Here is a 16,846-nt window from a genome sequence, read left to right as displayed (position 1 = left end):
ATGTCTGTTACAACGATAACTCCTCGATTTGCGCGGTTCCGCAATCTGGAATTCATCCTCGGCGCTTTGCTCGCAGGTGGCATGTGCCTTGCGGTCATCTTCTCCAGCATCATCTTTCCGGGCGGCGCCGAAAAGATCGACCTGATGGCACGGCTACTCCCGCCCTTCGTCAAATGGACACATCCGTTTGGCACCGATCCACTCGGCCGGGACGTGCTCGCGCGTGTCATCACCGGCGGTAAGATTTCCCTGCAGGTAGGTTTTATCTCCGTGGCCGGTGCCGTTGTCATCGGCGTTGTGATGGGTCTTATCTCCGGTTACTACAGGGGTTTCTGGGATATGGTCGTCATGCGCTTTGCCGATGTGCAGCTCGCCATGCCGTTTATCCTTCTTGCCATCACCTTCATTGCCATTGCAGGTGGCGGGCTAACCAACATGATCATCCTGCTGATTGTGTCGCAATGGGTGCAATATGCCCGGCTGGTACGCGGCTCGGTACTGGCGTTGCGTGATCGCGAATTCATCCTCTCCGCCCGGGCCATCGGTGTAAGGGATCATCGCATTCTGTTCCAGCATTTGCTACCCAATCTCATCGGCCCGGTCATCGTGCTGATGACGCTTAACGTTGCCACCAACATCCTGCTCGAAAGCAGCCTGACTTTCCTTGGCCTCGGCGTTGATCCACTCATCCCGAGTTGGGGTGGCATGCTGGCTGACGGACGCACCTATTTGCAGAATGCCTGGTGGGTCAGTGTCTTTCCCGGCCTCGCAATCCTCCTGACCGTACTTGGTCTTAATCTTCTGGGTGACTGGCTGCGCGACAGCCTCGATCCCACCGGCAGAACATCACGCTAATTAACAGTGAATTGAAATGACAGTCATTTATGAAGGCGGTTTTGACCGCACCCTCGACCAGCTTCTTGGCACTTACGGCAAGACCGCCGCACGCGGCACGCGTTTTGAAGCATGGTTATTCGAGGATGCTCCGAGTCGCCGGGCCGCAGAGGAAAAGCTAGCCGCGTTTGGAGTTGAGGCCCGCTTGCGTAGTGGTTACAAGCCATTGCTGCATTTCTTCCTTGAAGAGGTGGATTTGGATGCACTGAAGAGCATCTCCATCGCCTATCCCGTGCATGAGAACTGTCCGCAGAACCGGTTTCTGCTGGAAACCTATCCCCTGGCTGCCCTGACCGGAACGGCGGAATTGCGTTTCGAAATCGGGAGCAGTGCTCCATTCACCTATGACGTGGCATTGATTTACAAGGATGGCAGCAAGGCAGAACACAAGGTTTTCGCGCCAAACCGCATTCATACGGATTTCATTGGTGAAACTCTTGTCTCGCCCACAGGCTGGATCAAACTGAACGGCGCATTTGAAGGCACAAGGCTTGAAACGGACTACGAGGCGTTGTTTGCCACCGCTATGCGCACTGTGATCGATCACGATTGGGGGAATAGAGAACCCTATTTCGACGAACTCAATATCCGTGCGACGCTTGCCATTGCCGACCAGCCATTGTCCTTCGGTGACGAGGTCATCAGCCTGCGTGAAGCGCTGCACGAGGACTTCTATTTTTCACTCCTCGAAGTCTTTCAGAAAAAATCAGGCCGCCCGCTCGGTGATCGCGGCTTGCAGCCAGGGCATATCGTTCCAGAAATCATTGAAGGTCCGGGAACGCCGACACTGCGGATCGAGACGCGTCAACTCGATACAGCGGAAGCGACAGGTAGACTTCAACGGTTGGCCACAGCCCACGCCCCCATCTTCGTTGCGCAGGTTCGCGCGGAACTTGCCAAGATCGACGGCAAAAACTTTGAGGCGCAGTCCCGTGCCGGGAGGGCGGTTCAAGCCCGTTATCACAAGGGAAGCGATGCTGCGGTCATGATCAGCGGCGGCCAGCATCCGAATGAATCAACAGGCATTGTCGGTGCGCTGCGCGGGGCACTGGCCCTTGCGGAGCGCCCCGGTACACACTTCACTGTTTCACCACTGGAAAATCCGGATGGTTATGCGTTGCATCAACGCCTTCGCGCTGACAATCCCCGGCACATGCACCATGCGGCTCGCTATACGGCGCTTGGTGATGATCTGGAATACCGCACCGGAACGGAGCTGCGCGAGAAGGCAATCCGCGTTGAAGCGCAGCGCCTGAGCGGCGCACAATTGCATATCAATCTGCACGGCTATCCTGCTCATGAATGGACGCGGCCACTCTCCGGTTATGTCCCGCGTGGCTTTGCCATGTGGACCCTGCCAAAAGGCTTTTTCCTGATTATGCGGTATCAGGAGGGATGGGAAGAACGGGCCGAGCGTTTCATGGACACTGTGACAAAACGGCTGGCAGCAGTACCGGGACTTGTCGCTTTTAATAATGAGCAGATCAGGCTTTATGAAATCCACGCGGGCGAAACCGGCTTTCGCATTATCAATAGCTTTCCCTGCATGATCTCGGTCGATAGCAGACACGACGTGCCCCTTACATTGATCACTGAATACCCCGATGAGACCATCTATGACGAGGCTTTTATTGCTGGACATACAGCACAGATGGAGACAGTTCTCGCGGCTTACGACGCGTTTCAGATGATCGAAGCACTGGCTTAATGTTCAGCGCTGATTGATCCCCTTGAGGAAGGCGAGCACAGCATTATTGAACAATTTCGGCCTTTGCAGCGGCGCGAAATGGCTCACGCCGGGGAGGGTGATTAGCGCTGCCCCCGGAATGCTGCGGGCAAGGTATTCTGCATGTTCCGGCTTGATGAATTCATCATGCTCGCTCTGCACAATCGTGACAGGCACGCGAATAGCCGCCAAATCCTCAGCCGTGTAATTTGGTTCCGTCCCCATCATCAGGCTGACAGCATCAACAAATGCCTGAAACGCGTCAGGCGTCGCGGAGAGCTCGGCATAGTCTTTGGAGTGGCGAGAAAAACACCTTTCAACAACCGGAGTAAACACAAATTCTTTGGTGCCGCTCGGGTCCATGTTGCAGCCGAAGAAGAAAACGCCATCCACACGATCAGGTGTCTTTGACGCAAGGACAAGAGCGATGCACGCGCCGTCGCTCCAACCCACGAAAGCCGCTTTCTGCAAATGCAGCACATCCATAACAGCCACAATATCAGATGCCATCAATTCATAGGTGTAAGGCCGTGAATCGCGTGTGCTGCGGCCGTGTCCCCGACTGTCAATAACGACGGCACGATAGCCGGAACTGATGAGTGCAGGAATCTGGTAGCCCCAGTTGCCACCATGGCCGAGGCCACCATGCAGCAGGATTACCGGAGCACCTGCCCCATAGGAAGCATACCAAATCCTGGCACCATCGTGTTCGACATAGCCTTGATCTGATGTCACTTGCAAAGGCGCCGCGCCATGAGCCTCAAAGTTCTTCAGATCGTCGTCGTGTGTTTCCATTCTGATTGGTCCTTGCTGAGGAACAAGATTCAAACAGCGTCTGACGACCCTTGCAAGGAGGGAAATATTTCAGTGGGCGAGACTTGCGACACCGAGCAATTGATCAACCGTATCCCTGTCCTTCGATAGTTGATCGGATGAACCGTCCCAGACAATGCGACCGCGCTCGAGAATAATGACACGTTCGGCAAATTCCAGCGCACTCTGAATACGCTGTTCGACCAGCAGAATCGTCATCTCGCCGCTTGAGGCAAGACGCGAAAATGCCGCCATGAGTTCCTCGCAGATGACAGGGGCAAGTCCTTCCAGTGGCTCGTCCAGCAAAAGCAGGGAAGGGCGGCCAAGAATGGTCCGCGCTGTTGACAACATCTGCTGCTCACCGCCCGAAAGCTTCGAACCGGAGTTTGCCCGTCGTTCATAAAGCCGTGGGAACATGTCATAGGCTTCCTGCAATGCACTGCGCGGCCTACCTTTCAATCCGACAAACAGGTTTTCCTCCACCGTCAGCGAGGGGAAAATGGCGCGTGACTGCGGAACGAAGCCGAGGCCGTTCCGGGCGCGGGCGGCGCTTTCCAGAGCAGTCAGATCGCTATCGCCGAGTTTGATGGTTCCTTCGTAGCGCTTTGTCTGCCCGGCAAGCGTGGCAAATAATGTTGTCTTGCCAACGCCATTACGACCGAGCACGGCAACGCGGGATCCGGCCTCGGCGGCGAAGGTGATGTTTTCAATGACGCGCGTCGGGCCATAACCCGCGCTGAGATTTTTGACTTCAAGCTGCGCTGCTGGCATGGGCATAGCTCCCCAGATAGGCTTCGCGCACCCGCGCATCATCGGTTACCGCGCGCGGCGAACCATCGAAGATGATTTCTCCGGCAGCCAGCACCACAACCCGTTTGGCAAAACGGAACACAAGGTCCATGTCGTGCTCGATCATCAACACAGCAAGATCATCTGGCAACTGCGCAAGAGCGTTTTCAATCAGAAATGTATCACTATGCGGCACACCTGCCGCTGGCTCGTCCAACAGCAATACTTTTGGCCGCAATGCCATCGCGAGGGCGATTTCCAAGAGACGTTGCTGGCCATAGGCGATCTCACCCACCGGCACAGTTGCGAGTGTACCGAGATTGAGTGTTTCAAGGATAGAACCCATTTCGCGCATCACCTGCGGCATGGCATGGAAATTCCCCGCCAAACGCCCGGACTTGCCTTCGCGCTGCAAGATGGCTAGTGCCACATGCTCTTCCGGCGTCATTTCCGAAAACAGCCGCGTAACCTGAAACGAACGCACAAGACCCGCCTTCACACGCCGCATCGGGTTGAACTTGGATATGTCCTCACCATCCATCAACACCCGGCCGGAATTTGGCTGCAAATGCCCGGTTACCAGATTGACGAAAGTGGTTTTCCCCGCACCGTTGGGACCGATCAGCGCAATCCGGTCACCTTTTGCCATGGACAGCGAAACATCCTTCGTAACATCCAACCCGCCAAAGGATTTTTTCAGCCGCTCGACTTCAAAGATCGCACTCATTGACGGCTCCCGATGAAACGTTTCATGAGGGTTACTGCCGTGCCATAGAGACCCTTTGGCGCGAAAAGCACGACGGCAATCAGCAATGCACCAACAATGGTCAACCAATGGAATGGGTTGGCGGCGGACACCACATGCTCGAACCACATAAAGACAATGGTCCCGACCAAGGCACCATAGAGCGAACCCGCACCGCCCAGCACCAGCATAACCAGCGCTTCGGCTGAATTGGTGAAACTCAGGCTGTCCAGCCCAACGACCTGGGTCGAGACCGCATTGAGCGCTCCGCCTACGCCAGCAACGGCACCCGAAATCACATACATCTTGATCAAGCTTGCCTTGACCGATGCCCCCATGGCGCTCACCCGGATTGGATCTTGGCGGATGCCGCGGCACAGCGTGCCAAAGGGTGAGCGGACAAGGATACGCAGCAGGACAAAAACAAGGATCAGCAGACCAATACCGAACACATAGGCCGTCCGTCCCCAGAGGTCGAAGGCAAAGAGACCGAAGACCGGATCGGGAGCAATGCCGGAAAGACCATCGCTGCCACCCGTATAGGTAGAGGCTTTGTTGGCTGCTTCGTGGAAAAGATGAATAACCGCGATGGACAGGACCAGTTGAGCCAGTCCGTGACCGCGCAGGATAACGACACCTGAGACGAGGCCCGCAACAGCGCCCGCTATCGCCCCGATGGCAACCATGCTGAGTGGTTCTGTGATGCCGAAAGTAACAGCAGCAATACCAGCCGCATAGGCTCCGGCACCGAAAAGTGCTGCATGGCCAAGCGTGGCAACACCGCAATAGCCCGTGACGAGATCAAGCGACAGGACCAGCAGCATAATCGCGATGATGCGCGTGAGCAGCGCCAGATTGTCAGGGAACAGGAAATAGCCAGCAACGGCAGCGACGCCAATAATAAGAACGCCTGCCAGATCACGCTGCCAAGGGCGGCGCATTGGTTTTGCCTGTTCAAAAGGAGCAGAGATTTCGGTAGCGCTCATATCACTTGGCCCTCCCGAGAAGTCCACGCGGGAAGACCCAGACAATGGCGATCACCGCAAGATAGAAGAAAAACTCGCCATATTCAGGAACGAGGTAACGTCCCGTTGTGTCGATGGCACCGAGCAGCAGGCAGGCAATGAGCGCGCCCGGAATGGAACCTGCACCGCCAACCGAGACAACAACAAGGAAGGTCACCATATAGCGCAAGGCATAATAAGGCTCGACCGGCAGAAGTTCTGCGCCAATGACACCACCAAAAGCGGCAAGACCAACGGCAAGAGCAAAGCTTGCCGCATAGACAATACGCGTGCGGACTCCAAGCGAGGCGGCCATGGCGGTGTTATCAACCGAAGCGCGCAATTTGACACCGAATGACGTGCGCTCGATGAGAAACCACAGGCCGAGCGCGACGACAACACCGCAGCCAATGGCAAAAAGTTTGTGTGCCGCGATGGTACGGAAACCGAGATTAACAGGCCCTTGCAACTCAGCGGGCAGTGGGATGGTTTTCAATGTCGGACCGAAGACATAATTGGCAAGGCCGATGACACAGAACGTAATGCCGATTGTCATCAGCACCTGTGTCAGTTCCGGCGCGCCATAGATGCGGCGATAAAGGAAGCGCTCCAGCGGGATGGCGATAATGATTGTACCAATGACAGCCAGAATAATGGCAAAACCATAGGGCAGACCCAGATCGCGAGCCGCATAGGAGGCAATATAGCCGCCGATCATGGCAAAAGCGCCATGGGCAAGATTGACGACCCGCATCAACCCCATGGTTACGGACAGGCCGATGGAGATGATGAAAAGCACCATCCCATAGGCAAGCGCGTCAACGCCAATGCTGAAGAAAACCTGCATCAAATCATCCCGGTTGAAACCGGAGCTGTTACCGCTCCGGGCCATTCATCAATCAAAACCTATTTTGCCGCCGCCAGACCGGGGTCCGGCTGCTTTTCAAAGGTCTTGATCTCCTTGTTGTAATAGGCACCATCGCTGCCCTTGGCGACTTCGCGCAGATAGATATTCTGCGTGATATGGCGGGTTTCAGGGTCAATGGAGACGGGACCGCGTGGGCTTTCCCAAGCGAGACCCTTCACCGCATCAACAGCTTTTTTGGCATCCTGCTTGCCGCCTGTGGCTTCGATCATCTTGTAAATGACATGCATACCGTCATAGGCACCCACCGAAGGGAAAGACAGCTCTGCCGGATTGCCGATGGCTTTGCGCGCTGCCTCGACAAAAGCCCGGTTTTCGGGCGAGTCATGTGCAATAGCATAATGGAATGTCGTGAGAATACCGAGCGCCGCATCGCCAAGCGCGGGCAAATCGGATTCCTGCGTCAGATCGCCAGGTGCGAGAAACTGAACGCCGGCTTCCTTCAGGCCATTCTCATTATAGGCTTTGACGAAACCGAGCGTCGTTGGGCCCGATGGCAGAAAGGCAAAGACAGCCTGCGCACCGGAATTGCGCACGCGCTGCATGATCGGGCTGAAATCATTGGTCGATAGCGGCATGCGGATGGATTCGACAACCTTGCCACCTTCCTTTTCGAAGGTGGTTTTGAAGGCGTTTTCCGCATCAACACCCGGACCGTAATCACTGACCACGGTGATGGCTTTCTCGACACCGCGCTCACGCGCGATCTTGGCCATAGGGGCTGAGGTCTGCCATGTGGTGAACGACGTGCGCACCACATAGGGGCTCTTGGTGACAATGGCTGATGTGGCGGCGTTCATCACCACGAGTGGCACATTCGCCTGCTGCAACAATGGCGTGACAGCCATGGCATCGGGGGTGAAATAGAAGCCCGCAAGATATTGCACGCCTTCCTTGACCACCAGTTCCTGCGCCAACGCTTTGGATTGGGCTGGATCAGCTTGTGGCACATCGCGATAAAGCACTTCGATTGTGTCATTGCCGACCTTGTTGCCATGCGTGGCAATGTAGGCATCAATACCAGCCTTGAAGTTCTTGCCCTGAATGGCGAACGGGCCCGAGAATGGGCCGACCACACCAATCTTGATCACATCCGCATAGGCAGCACCGCTGAGCAGAATGGCTGCCGCTGCAGCCAGAATAAGCTTTTTCATCATTCCTCCCTTTGATCCCCTGCCGGCCAGATTATTTCTCCCATCTGGTCCGTTTGGAATGTTTCGTTCAATGTCTCACACCAGTTGGTAATGTAAAATGAAAACTATGCGCCTTTGCATAATCGCCAAGTTATGATTCTCCGGAAACGGCGCTGTTCCCCAGTCTCTCTATGGAAGACAACAAGCTGATCGTTGTCCGCAAAGAATTGGCGGCCGCGGTGACCATGGATGGCAGGATCAACCATTCAAGCGTCCATGCGGACCCTGATCGTTCCTGTTCATGTACAAGCGCCTGATGCATGCCGGAAAGCTGAACGGCGTTATAGCGCGCAAGCGTGACAAGCAGTTCCGCCTGAACCGGATTTTGCTTGTGCGGCATCGCCGATGAACCACCGCCGCCACTGAGGCTGATCTCGCTACCTGATTGTGCGAGCAACGCGATATCCTGCCCGATTTTCCCCAGACTTCCCGTGACAAGCGAGAGCAGACCGGCAAAATCGGCGATACGATCCCGTTGGCTGTGCCATTGCGGCGCATTATGCAGGCCGAGCGCTGCCGCAAGCCGTTTGCGAACCGCATCCGCCTTACCGCCAAGCTTTTCCAGCGTGCCAGCAGCGCCGCCAAATTGAACGACAGGAAAGGACTGCTTCAGAAACGCCAGCCGCTGTTTATCGCGCAGGAGCGGTGCGCGCCACGCTTCGATACGATCATGTGCAGTGATGGGAATTGCCGCTTGCATACGCGTATATCCCATCAGACTATTGCCTCCGAACGCAGTATCAATGCGATTGAGCCGGGTGAGTATGTCATCGAGCCCACTATCCAGATGAGAGAGCACCGGCTTCAAACGGATCATCAGGCTCGTATCAATGACATCCTGACTGGTTGTGCCGAAATGCAGCGCGTTCCGATGTTCTTCTGGAATTGTCGCACGCAACTGGCGTATGAGTTCCGGCACAGCAACGCCATCGCGTGCAGTGGCTGCTTTCAAGGCCGCCATGTCAGGTGCGAAAGACTGACAGGCACTTGCAATGACATGTGCGGCTTCACCGGCAATTACGCCTTCGCCCGCTTGTGCCTGAGCCAATGCCGTCTCGAAATCAAGCATGGCGGCGATATCGACACGCGCCGAAAACCAGTCCGTTGCCGCCTCGTTGCCGAGAAGGTCAGACAGGAATGGATGATCGAAGGGCGAAATACTCATCGGTCAGATATCCCGGATATCTCAGATATCGAAGAAGACAGTTTCTTTCTCCCCCTGCAGATGGATATCGAAGTGATAGGTCGAACCATCCTTGCGGGCGAGAAGCGTTGGCACACGATTGCGATGCTCGATCCGCTGAAGCACCGGATCTTCGGCATTTGCGGCTTCCTCATCGGCAAAATAAAGACGGGTCTGCAAGCCAATATTGATGCCTCGCGCCACGATCCACAGCGTCACATGCGGCGCCATCAACCGCCCGTCCTTGTAGGGCACACGTCCGGGCTTGATTGTCTCAAAAATATACTCGCCGGTTTCCATATCCGTCGGGCAACGGCCCCATCCGCTAAAATTAGCATCGGCAGTGCCACGCATTTCCGACGGGCTATTGTAAAGCCCCTTCGCATCTGCCTGCCAGATCTCAACAAGCGCATCGCGCAGAGGCGTACCCGTACCGTCAAAAATGCGACCACGCAGGGTAACGCGCTCACCAAACGTCTGGTCATTGACCATGGAGATACCAAGGTCAGCCTCATAAACGCCAGTGATCCCGGAGAAATTTGGCGTGCAGCCAATATGCACGTAGGGACCGGCCGTCTGCGACGGTGTTTCCTTGAGAAAGCCAAGAGACTGCACCATCAATTGCCCTCCAGACGGTTTTCGAACAGCGTGGAGCGGCGGCCACGCAACACGATATCAAACTTGTAGGCCCGTGCATCCATGGGGATGGTGTTCTGCCGGTCAAGCGCGGCAATCAGTTGTTCGATGGCTGCTTTATCAGGGATCGATTTGACGATTGGACACTGCCAGATCATCGGATCGCCTTCGAAATACATCTGTGTGATCAGCCGCTGTGCAAATCCATGACCGAAAACCGAGAAATGGATATGGGCGGGGCGCCAGTCATTCACACCATTGGGCCAAGGATAGGCACCGGGCTTGACGGTGCGAAAACGATAATAGCCATCTTCATCCGTAATCGTCCGCCCACAGCCGCCAAAGTTCGGATCAAGCGGCGCAAGGTAGCCTTCGCGTTTATGACGGTAACGTCCACCGGCATTGGCTTGCCAGAATTCGAGTAAAGCACTGGCCACGCCGACGCCGCGCTCATCCACCACACGGCCATGCACGATGATACGCTGGCCGATGGCGCTTTCACCCGGTTTGGCAAAATTATGGATCAAATCATCATCAAGCTCGCCGAGCAGCGAATGGCCGAACACGGGGCCGGTAATTTCTGACAGTGTACTGTCGAGCGACAACAGCGCACGCTGCGGCGAACGGACAACGCTTGTCTTATAATCAGGCGTATAGGCAGGCGGATGCCATTGCCTGTCGCGCTGGAAGAATGCACCGGTTTCCGGTTTTCTGTTGGACATTGCTGCCTCCCGTCACGCTGCCTGCTCGGCTTCCAGTTCCTTATAGACCTGCTTTGCCAGCTTGATCGCATGATTTGCCGCTGGAACACCCGCATAAATTGCAACGTGCAGCAGTGCCTCACAAATATCATCCTGCGTCGCGCCTGTATTGGCAGTGGCGCGGATATGCATGGTCAATTCGTCGTCCTGGCCAAGGGCTGCCAGCAGCGCGATCGTAACAATCGACCGCTCGCGCTTTGTCCAGCCGGGGCGGGACCAGACATGCCCCCAGGCTGCTTCCGTAATCAACTCCTGAAAAGGCTGATCAAATTCGGTCTTGGTGGTTTCCACCCGGTTGACATGTTCTTCGCCCAGAACAATCCGGCGTGTCGCCATGCCCTGCAGATACCGACGTGAAGGGGTAGCCGCGTCCGTCATGATTTTCCTCCAAGCTTGAATTCGTCAATAAAGGCTCGCATCACCGCAACCAGCATTTCCGGTTGTTCGACGCAGGGAATATGACCTGCATCCTTGATGACTTCGTAACGTGCCCGTGGAATAAGTTTTGCAAGCTCAAGCACCAGATCGGGTGGGGTCGAACCGTCCTGATCGCCGACAATGCAGATTGCAGGCACAGCGATGCGTTTTGCCGCTTCGGTGAAATCCGCATCACGCAGAGCAGCACAGGTGCCGCTATAGCCACTCACTGGCTGGCGAACGACCATGTTGCGATAGCCTGCGAGATCACTGGCGCGCTCGTTATGAAAAGCCGGTGTGAACCAGCGTTGCAAAATACTATCGGCAATCGAAGCGATACCGCTTCCATTCACCGCATCAATGCGCGTATTCCAGAATTCCGGCGTGCCTATCTTATGCGCCGTATCGCACAGGATCAGTGCCTGCACCAATTCCGGCCGCGTCGCATAAAGGCCTTGCGCCACAAGCCCGCCGACCGACAGGCCGCAGATGACCGCATCCTTGACGGAAAGATAATCCAGCAAACCAGCCAAATCCCCGACATGATCGTCAATGGTGTAAGGCGTGCTGCCAGTATCCGACAGACCATGGCCGCGCATATCATAAGTGAAAATGGCGAACTCACCGACGAGCCGGATAATCACATCCCGCCAGATGCGAAAATCCGTTCCAAGTGAATTGGCGAAAACCAGCACGGGTTTACCTGCGGGCGCACTGATCAACTGATAATGCAGCGTGACGCCATTGATATAAGCAAATTGCACCGAAACCCTCCCGGATGACTGATGTGGACAATGGATTATGTATTTGGTTCAGTAAAATGATATCTTGCCGCATTCGCTTAACCCTGGGGTTATGAAAACACATGATTGATGGCCGCATCAAGTTCCGCCACCTGCAAACCTTTCTCGAAGTCGCCCGCCAGAAAAGCGTGATGAAGGCAGCAGCGATTCTACATATCAGCCAGCCCGCTGTAACCAAAACCATTCGTGAAATGGAAGAGGTACTCGGTGTTGCCATGTTTGAGCGTGATGGTCGTGGCATCCGTATCACACGGTTCGGTGAAGTATTTTTGCGCTATGCGGGAGCGGCGATTACCGCGCTGCGGCAAGGCATCGATTCCGTCACCAACGAGCAATCAGGGGAGGGTATCCCCATTCGGGTGGGTGCCTTGCCAACGGTTTCAACCCGCATCATGCCGCAGGCCATCAGCCTGTTCCTGCAGGAAAAGACCCAGAGCAGATTGAAAATCGTCACCGGAGAAAACGCCGTTCTGCTCGAACAATTGCGGCTGGGCGATCTCGACCTTGTGGTTGGCCGATTGGCTGCGCCGGAGAAGATGACCGGCTTTTCCTTCGAACATCTTTATTCTGAGCAGGTGGTTTTTGCCGTAAGTGCACACCATCCTTTGCTTGATGCCAGCGAGGACATTTTCAACCGACTGGCCGAGTTCCCGGTGCTTATGCCGACACGCGCATCCATCATCAGGCCTTTCGTCGACCGGTTTCTTATTGCCAACGGTGTCGCCAAGCTTCCGCACCAGATCGAGACGGTTTCCGACGCTTTCGGCAGAGCCTTTGTGCGCTCCCATCATGCCGTGTGGATCATCTCAGCCGGGGTGGTCGCCAGCGACGTTGCAGACGGTATGCTTGCACTTCTGCCGATCGATACCACCGAAACAAAAGGTCCCGTTGGCCTAACCACTCGGGCCGATGTAACTGCCTCACTACCGCTGATGATCCTGATGCAGACGATCCGCGAAGCAGCAGACGCGCTCAAAGGCTAGCCTAAAACGGCAGTCCCACATAGTTTTCGGCGAGTGCTGTCGAAGCTGCGCGGGAATGGGTAAGATAATCGAGTTCGGCCTCCTGAATTTTCTGTACGAACGCGTCGCTATCGGGAAAGCGGTGCATCAGCATCGTCATCGACCAGGAGAAGCGCACGGCTTTCCACACGCGTAAAAGCGCACGGCGTGAATAGTCATCAAGACCGGCCATACTCTGATCCGCGTAATATTCACGCAAACCCTCAAACAGATAGTGTACATCACTTGCTGCAAGATTGAGCCCCTTTGCCCCCGTCGGCGGCACAATATGAGCAGCATCGCCAGCCAGAAACAGGCGCCCGAAGCGCATGGGTTCAGCAACAAATGAGCGAAGCGGAGCAATGGACTTTTCGAACGAAGGTCCTGTTATTACAGCCGCCGCATCTTCCTCGGGAAGCCTGCGCCGTAACTCATCCCAGAACCGGTCGTCCGACCAGTTCTCCACTTTGTCATCAAGTGGACACTGGACGTAGTAACGGCTGCGGCTCATGGAACGCATCGAGCAAAGTGCAAACCCGCGCGAGTGATTGGCATAGATCAGTTCGTGTGCGACGGGCGGCACATCGGCGAGAACACCCAGCCAGCCGAAAGGATAGTTGCGTTCAAATGTGCGGATAGCTTTCTCGGGCACCGAACGGCGGCTGACACCATGAAAGCCGTCACAACCGGCAATAAAATCGCAATCGATGCGATCAGCCTTTCCATCTTTCTCGAAGGTGACGAATGGCTTATCCGTATCAAAATCATGGATGGCAACATTGTCTGCCTCGTGGATCGCCAGCGCCCCACTCTCTGCACGTTGTTGCATGAGGTCGCGGGTCATTTCGGTCTGGCCATAGACAGTCACCCGCTTGCCGCCGGTCAGGTCGAAAAGATCAATACGATGGTTGCGCCCATCGAAGGCCAGTGAAAACCCATCATGCGGCAGACCTTCTGCATGCAAGCGCGTGCTGGCTCCTGCGTCATCCAGCAGTCGAACCGTGCCTTCCTCCAACACTCCGGCGCGAACACGGCCAAGAATATAGTCCTTGCTCGCCCGGTCGAGGATGATGTTGTCGATGCCCGCCCGGGTCAGGAGTTGACCGAGCAAAAGCCCGGCGGGCCCGGACCCAATGATAGCCACTTGCGTACGCATGATGCCTCCCAACATGAAATATGCGCGTAAGGCTAGCGTCGGTACGCATATGAACAATGGACTTATCCGGCAAAAAACAGGACAATCTGAACATTGGTGGCGGGAGGAACCGATGCGGGGAGCAGTACCAACCTATGATCTTTACGGGGAGAATCATCCGAAACGGCCCGACTTCTGGCTGCATTGGGAGACAATTGCCTCAAGAAGCCAATTACATAACTGGGAGATCAAGACCCACCGTCACGATGCATTCTTTCAGATTTTGTACTTTCGTGGCGGGACCGGTGACGCCGTTTTTGGTTCGCAAAGCCATCCCATATGCCCGCCTGTTATGATCACCGTGCCACCGAAATGCGAGCATGGCTTTCGATTTTCGCGGGATATGGACGGCATTGTGATGACGATGTTCGCCTCGCGTTTTGGCTCTTCCGGGCGCCCCGTTTGCGATGCCGGGACACAGCCAAGATTGATCTCACTGACATCTGGTCACGCGGACACAATCTTTCTTACGCAAAGTATCGAGCGTCTGAGCGCGGAACTGATATCAGGCAGCGCTTTTCACGATGATCTCGTGGAGTCCTATCTCAAGACAATTGTGCTTTTGGCGGTGCGGATGACACCCCCTCAACACCCCAACACCAGTGACGGAACAGGAGACCGTCTGAAACTATTGCAAACATTGGTCAATCAGCATTTCCGCAATCATCATCCTGCGGAATTCTACGCTGCGCATCTTGGCTTATCGGCAACGCATCTCAACCGTATCGTCAAGGCTGCGACGGGACAAAGCACCAATGGCTTACTTGCGGGCCGTCTTGTCGATCAGGCGAAACGCGATCTGGTGTTCACTTCGGCCAGCATCAAACAGATTGCTTATGATCTGGGCTTTGCCGACCCTGCCTATTTCACACGATTTTTCACTAAGGAGACGGGCAGGACACCGCGACAATACCGCACCGAACAAAGCGCCAGAATGGTTGTTTAGTTCAACTGCACCTATACCAAAACTCCAGCTATCGTATCTCGTGTTGATTGCATCACAGGCAGGTATCGCTCGACCATTTCTTCGACCGTAACGCGCGGTGCCTGAGCGCCGATATTGATGGCGGCGATGGTGATGCCGCGTGTGTTGCGCACCGGAACAGCGATGGAACAAAGGCCAATCTCCAACTCCTGATCGATCACCGCATAACCCTGCAAGCGGACTTTGCGCACTTCGTCCATCAATTCCGGAACTGACGTTTTCGTACGCGGTGTGTTTGCCGTGCGGTTGCTATCCTCAAGAATACGCCGCGCCTCGTCATCACTCATGGCGGCCAGAAGAACCCGGCCCATTGAAGAGCAGTAAGCCGGAAGGCGGCTACCCGGATTGAGATTAATCGACATGACGCGCTTATGCGAAGCGCGGGCGATATAGACAATCTCGTCGCCGTCGAGCACCGAGGCAGACGCGCTTTCGCCGGTTTTTTCGGAAAGCTGGTCCAGAAATGGTTGCATCAACCGGGGTAGAGGCGTGGATGAGAGGTAGGAATGGCCGAGGCGCAGGATACGCGGCGTCAGAGTGAAAAACTTGCCATCATAATCCGCATAGCCAAGCTGGGTGAGGGTCAGAAGGCAGCGGCGTGCCGTGGCCCGTTCCAACCCGGTCATCCGCGCAATATCCGTGATCGACAGGCGAGAATTGACCGCATCAAAAGCTTCAATGACAGAAAGTCCTTTGGCAAAGCCACTGATGAAATCGGTTTCGCGCATTCATTTCAACCTAATTTATGGGGATTTCCGGACAGTTTGTGCGATATACGAACAAATGTCAAATAACGCACAAAACACATTGACGTGTCGAACCTGACGGGACTACGCCATTGGTGCAGATGGAGGTTTGCATCAGACATCGGCGTATGATCGTCGGTCGGTGACCAAGCAGGGAGAGAGACGTGGCGAAAATCTGTACGCTTTCCGAAGCGATTGAGGACAATGTCAGGGATGGCGACACACTTGCCATGGAGGGGTTTACCCACCTCATTCCCTATGCGGCTGGCCACGAGATCATCCGGCAGGGCCGCAAGGACCTCTTTCTTGTTCGCATGACGCCGGACCTTATCTATGATCAGTTGATCGGTGTTGGTGCGGCACGCGGTATGAAGTTTTCCTGGGGTGGCAATCCCGGTGTGGGTTCATTGCACCGCTTCCGTGATGCGGTCGAAAACCAATGGCCGCGGCCGCTTGCCATCGAGGAACATTCCCATGCAGCCATGGCCAACGCCTATGAAGCAGGCGCTGCCAATCTGCCTTTTGCCGTTTTGCGCGGTTATATCGGCGCCGACCTTGCCAAGGTCAATCCCAACATCAAGTCCATCACATGTCCCTTTACAGGCGAGGTGCTCGCCGCTGTTCCGTCCATTCGTCCTGACGTATCGATTATCCATGCGCAGCGTGCCGACCGGCAAGGCAATGTGCTGATCGAGGGCATTACCGGAGTGCAGAAGGAAGCAGTGCTTGCCGCCCGCCGCTCCATCGTGACAGTCGAGGAAATCGTCAACGAGCTGAACCCGCCATCACCCAATGCAGTCGTCTTGCCCCATTGGGCTATCAGTGCAGTCGTACATGTACCGGGCGGCGCTTTTCCATCCTATGCCCATGGCTACTACCCACGCTCCAATGCTTTTTACATTGCGTGGGACAAGATCGCGCGTGATCGCGAGAGTTTCACGGCTTGGATCAAGGAGAATGTCCTTGCCGGCAAGCCCGAAGATTTTGCCCGCCATGCCGTCAGGCATGCGGCAAATGCGGCGTAAGGAAC

18 protein-coding genes are annotated in these 16,846 nt (G+C 55.4%); 5 read left to right on the top strand and 13 right to left on the bottom strand.

Features of this window, described 5'->3' with window-relative positions:
- Both BLU05_RS24535 and BLU05_RS24530 read left to right on the top strand, forming a co-directional pair.
- Window positions 1–855: an ABC transporter permease gene (locus tag BLU05_RS24535; RefSeq protein WP_091886247.1), complete on the top strand. Its 855-nt coding sequence runs from the start codon at window positions 1–3 to the stop codon at window positions 853–855.
- Between the two features lie 16 nt (window positions 856–871).
- Window positions 872–2,602 carry a M14 family metallopeptidase gene (locus BLU05_RS24530; protein ID WP_091886244.1) on the top strand — a complete coding sequence of 577 codons (1,731 nt, stop codon included), beginning with the start codon at window positions 872–874 and terminating at the stop codon, window positions 2,600–2,602.
- A gap of 3 nt (window positions 2,603–2,605) precedes the next feature.
- On the opposite strand, the gene BLU05_RS24525 is transcribed toward BLU05_RS24530, so the two are convergent.
- The 11 genes from BLU05_RS24525 to pcaD all read right to left on the bottom strand — a co-directional run bounded on the left by BLU05_RS24525 (window position 2,606) and on the right by pcaD (window position 11,850).
- Window positions 2,606–3,415: an alpha/beta fold hydrolase gene (locus tag BLU05_RS24525; protein ID WP_091886241.1), complete on the bottom strand. Its 810-nt coding sequence runs from the start codon at window positions 3,413–3,415 to the stop codon at window positions 2,606–2,608.
- A gap of 69 nt (window positions 3,416–3,484) precedes the next feature.
- Complete coding sequence (locus BLU05_RS24520; protein ID WP_091886239.1) at window positions 3,485–4,204, bottom strand: ABC transporter ATP-binding protein; 720 nt, start codon at window positions 4,202–4,204, stop codon at window positions 3,485–3,487.
- Window positions 4,185–4,949 (bottom strand): ABC transporter ATP-binding protein, encoded by a 765-nt coding sequence (locus BLU05_RS24515; RefSeq protein ID WP_091886236.1) that lies wholly within the window; start codon window positions 4,947–4,949, stop codon window positions 4,185–4,187. The genes BLU05_RS24520 and BLU05_RS24515 overlap by 20 nt, the downstream gene beginning before the upstream one ends.
- Window positions 4,946–5,908 carry a branched-chain amino acid ABC transporter permease gene (locus BLU05_RS24510; protein ID WP_244518538.1) on the bottom strand — a complete coding sequence of 321 codons (963 nt, stop codon included), beginning with the start codon at window positions 5,906–5,908 and terminating at the stop codon, window positions 4,946–4,948. Before BLU05_RS24510 ends, BLU05_RS24515 begins: the two co-directional genes overlap by 4 nt.
- Window positions 5,909–5,954: 46 nt before the next feature.
- Entirely contained in the window at window positions 5,955–6,818 is an 864-nt protein-coding gene (locus tag BLU05_RS24505) for a branched-chain amino acid ABC transporter permease (protein WP_091886314.1), read from the bottom strand.
- A gap of 59 nt (window positions 6,819–6,877) precedes the next feature.
- On the bottom strand, window positions 6,878–8,050 hold the full coding sequence (locus BLU05_RS24500; protein WP_091886311.1) for an ABC transporter substrate-binding protein: 1,173 nt from the start codon (window positions 8,048–8,050) through the stop codon (window positions 6,878–6,880).
- 130 nt (window positions 8,051–8,180) lie between these two features.
- Entirely contained in the window at window positions 8,181–9,254 is a 1,074-nt protein-coding gene (locus BLU05_RS24495) for a 3-carboxy-cis,cis-muconate cycloisomerase (RefSeq protein ID WP_091886231.1), read from the bottom strand.
- A gap of 21 nt (window positions 9,255–9,275) precedes the next feature.
- A complete protein-coding gene (pcaG, locus tag BLU05_RS24490; protein ID WP_091886228.1) occupies window positions 9,276–9,890 on the bottom strand; it encodes a protocatechuate 3,4-dioxygenase subunit alpha in 615 nt (204 codons plus the stop codon).
- Window positions 9,890–10,630: a protocatechuate 3,4-dioxygenase subunit beta gene (gene pcaH, locus BLU05_RS24485; RefSeq protein ID WP_091886225.1), complete on the bottom strand. Its 741-nt coding sequence runs from the start codon at window positions 10,628–10,630 to the stop codon at window positions 9,890–9,892. Before pcaH ends, pcaG begins: the two co-directional genes overlap by 1 nt.
- 12 nt (window positions 10,631–10,642) lie before the next feature.
- On the bottom strand, window positions 10,643–11,047 hold the full coding sequence (pcaC, locus tag BLU05_RS24480; RefSeq protein ID WP_091886223.1) for a 4-carboxymuconolactone decarboxylase: 405 nt from the start codon (window positions 11,045–11,047) through the stop codon (window positions 10,643–10,645).
- Window positions 11,044–11,850, bottom strand: coding sequence for a 3-oxoadipate enol-lactonase (gene pcaD / locus BLU05_RS24475; RefSeq protein ID WP_091886220.1), 807 nt, complete (start codon window positions 11,848–11,850; stop codon window positions 11,044–11,046). Before pcaD ends, pcaC begins: the two co-directional genes overlap by 4 nt.
- A 101-nt stretch (window positions 11,851–11,951) precedes the next feature.
- Between pcaD and pcaQ the strand changes: the two genes are divergently transcribed.
- Window positions 11,952–12,872 (top strand): pca operon transcription factor PcaQ, encoded by a 921-nt coding sequence (gene pcaQ / locus BLU05_RS24470; protein ID WP_091886217.1) that lies wholly within the window; start codon window positions 11,952–11,954, stop codon window positions 12,870–12,872.
- A 1-nt stretch (window position 12,873) separates the two neighbouring features.
- On the opposite strand, the gene pobA is transcribed toward pcaQ, so the two are convergent.
- Window positions 12,874–14,046 (bottom strand): 4-hydroxybenzoate 3-monooxygenase, encoded by a 1,173-nt coding sequence (gene pobA, locus BLU05_RS24465; protein ID WP_091886214.1) that lies wholly within the window; start codon window positions 14,044–14,046, stop codon window positions 12,874–12,876.
- A 112-nt stretch (window positions 14,047–14,158) separates the two neighbouring features.
- On the opposite strand from pobA, the gene BLU05_RS24460 reads away from it, so the two are divergent.
- Window positions 14,159–15,031 carry a helix-turn-helix domain-containing protein gene (locus BLU05_RS24460; protein WP_091886211.1) on the top strand — a complete coding sequence of 291 codons (873 nt, stop codon included), beginning with the start codon at window positions 14,159–14,161 and terminating at the stop codon, window positions 15,029–15,031.
- Between the two features lie 11 nt (window positions 15,032–15,042).
- Here BLU05_RS24460 and BLU05_RS24455 read toward each other — a convergent pair whose 3' ends face one another.
- The gene (locus tag BLU05_RS24455; protein ID WP_091886209.1) at window positions 15,043–15,798 is read right to left on the bottom strand and encodes an IclR family transcriptional regulator; all 756 of its coding nucleotides are present in this window, start codon (window positions 15,796–15,798) and stop codon (window positions 15,043–15,045) included.
- A gap of 182 nt (window positions 15,799–15,980) precedes the next feature.
- Here BLU05_RS24455 and BLU05_RS24450 point away from each other — a divergent pair, with 182 nt between their 5' ends.
- Window positions 15,981–16,841, top strand: a complete 861-nt coding sequence (locus BLU05_RS24450; protein ID WP_091886206.1) for a CoA transferase subunit A — start codon at window positions 15,981–15,983, stop codon at window positions 16,839–16,841.
- Window positions 16,842–16,846 lie beyond the last annotated feature (5 nt).

The organism is Phyllobacterium sp. OV277, assembly GCF_900104355.1.
Taxonomy (GTDB): Bacteria; Pseudomonadota; Alphaproteobacteria; order Rhizobiales; family Rhizobiaceae; genus Phyllobacterium.
Note: the sequence above shows the minus strand (reverse complement) of the source record. Positions and strands in the feature narration are given on the sequence as shown.

What these genes read in the sequence shown, in the direction of transcription:
- pcaC (WP_091886223.1), bottom strand. Translation starts at nt 11,047, where the DNA reads ATGACGGACGCGGCTACCCCTTCACGTCGGTATCTGCAGGGCATGGCG.
- pobA (WP_091886214.1), bottom strand. Translation starts at nt 14,046, where the DNA reads ATGCGTACGCAAGTGGCTATCATTGGGTCCGGGCCCGCCGGGCTTTTG.
- BLU05_RS24500 (WP_091886311.1), bottom strand. Translation starts at nt 8,050, where the DNA reads ATGAAAAAGCTTATTCTGGCTGCAGCGGCAGCCATTCTGCTCAGCGGT.
- BLU05_RS24530 (WP_091886244.1), top strand. Translation starts at nt 872, where the DNA reads ATGACAGTCATTTATGAAGGCGGTTTTGACCGCACCCTCGACCAGCTT.
- BLU05_RS24510 (WP_244518538.1), bottom strand. Translation starts at nt 5,908, where the DNA reads ATGCGCCGCCCTTGGCAGCGTGATCTGGCAGGCGTTCTTATTATTGGC.
- pcaH (WP_091886225.1), bottom strand. Translation starts at nt 10,630, where the DNA reads ATGTCCAACAGAAAACCGGAAACCGGTGCATTCTTCCAGCGCGACAGG.
- BLU05_RS24495 (WP_091886231.1), bottom strand. Translation starts at nt 9,254, where the DNA reads ATGAGTATTTCGCCCTTCGATCATCCATTCCTGTCTGACCTTCTCGGC.
- BLU05_RS24535 (WP_091886247.1), top strand. Translation starts at nt 1, where the DNA reads ATGTCTGTTACAACGATAACTCCTCGATTTGCGCGGTTCCGCAATCTG.
- BLU05_RS24520 (WP_091886239.1), bottom strand. Translation starts at nt 4,204, where the DNA reads ATGCCAGCAGCGCAGCTTGAAGTCAAAAATCTCAGCGCGGGTTATGGC.
- BLU05_RS24460 (WP_091886211.1), top strand. Translation starts at nt 14,159, where the DNA reads ATGCGGGGAGCAGTACCAACCTATGATCTTTACGGGGAGAATCATCCG.
- pcaQ (WP_091886217.1), top strand. Translation starts at nt 11,952, where the DNA reads ATGATTGATGGCCGCATCAAGTTCCGCCACCTGCAAACCTTTCTCGAA.
- BLU05_RS24505 (WP_091886314.1), bottom strand. Translation starts at nt 6,818, where the DNA reads ATGCAGGTTTTCTTCAGCATTGGCGTTGACGCGCTTGCCTATGGGATG.
- BLU05_RS24455 (WP_091886209.1), bottom strand. Translation starts at nt 15,798, where the DNA reads ATGCGCGAAACCGATTTCATCAGTGGCTTTGCCAAAGGACTTTCTGTC.
- BLU05_RS24515 (WP_091886236.1), bottom strand. Translation starts at nt 4,949, where the DNA reads ATGAGTGCGATCTTTGAAGTCGAGCGGCTGAAAAAATCCTTTGGCGGG.
- BLU05_RS24525 (WP_091886241.1), bottom strand. Translation starts at nt 3,415, where the DNA reads ATGGAAACACACGACGACGATCTGAAGAACTTTGAGGCTCATGGCGCG.
- pcaG (WP_091886228.1), bottom strand. Translation starts at nt 9,890, where the DNA reads ATGGTGCAGTCTCTTGGCTTTCTCAAGGAAACACCGTCGCAGACGGCC.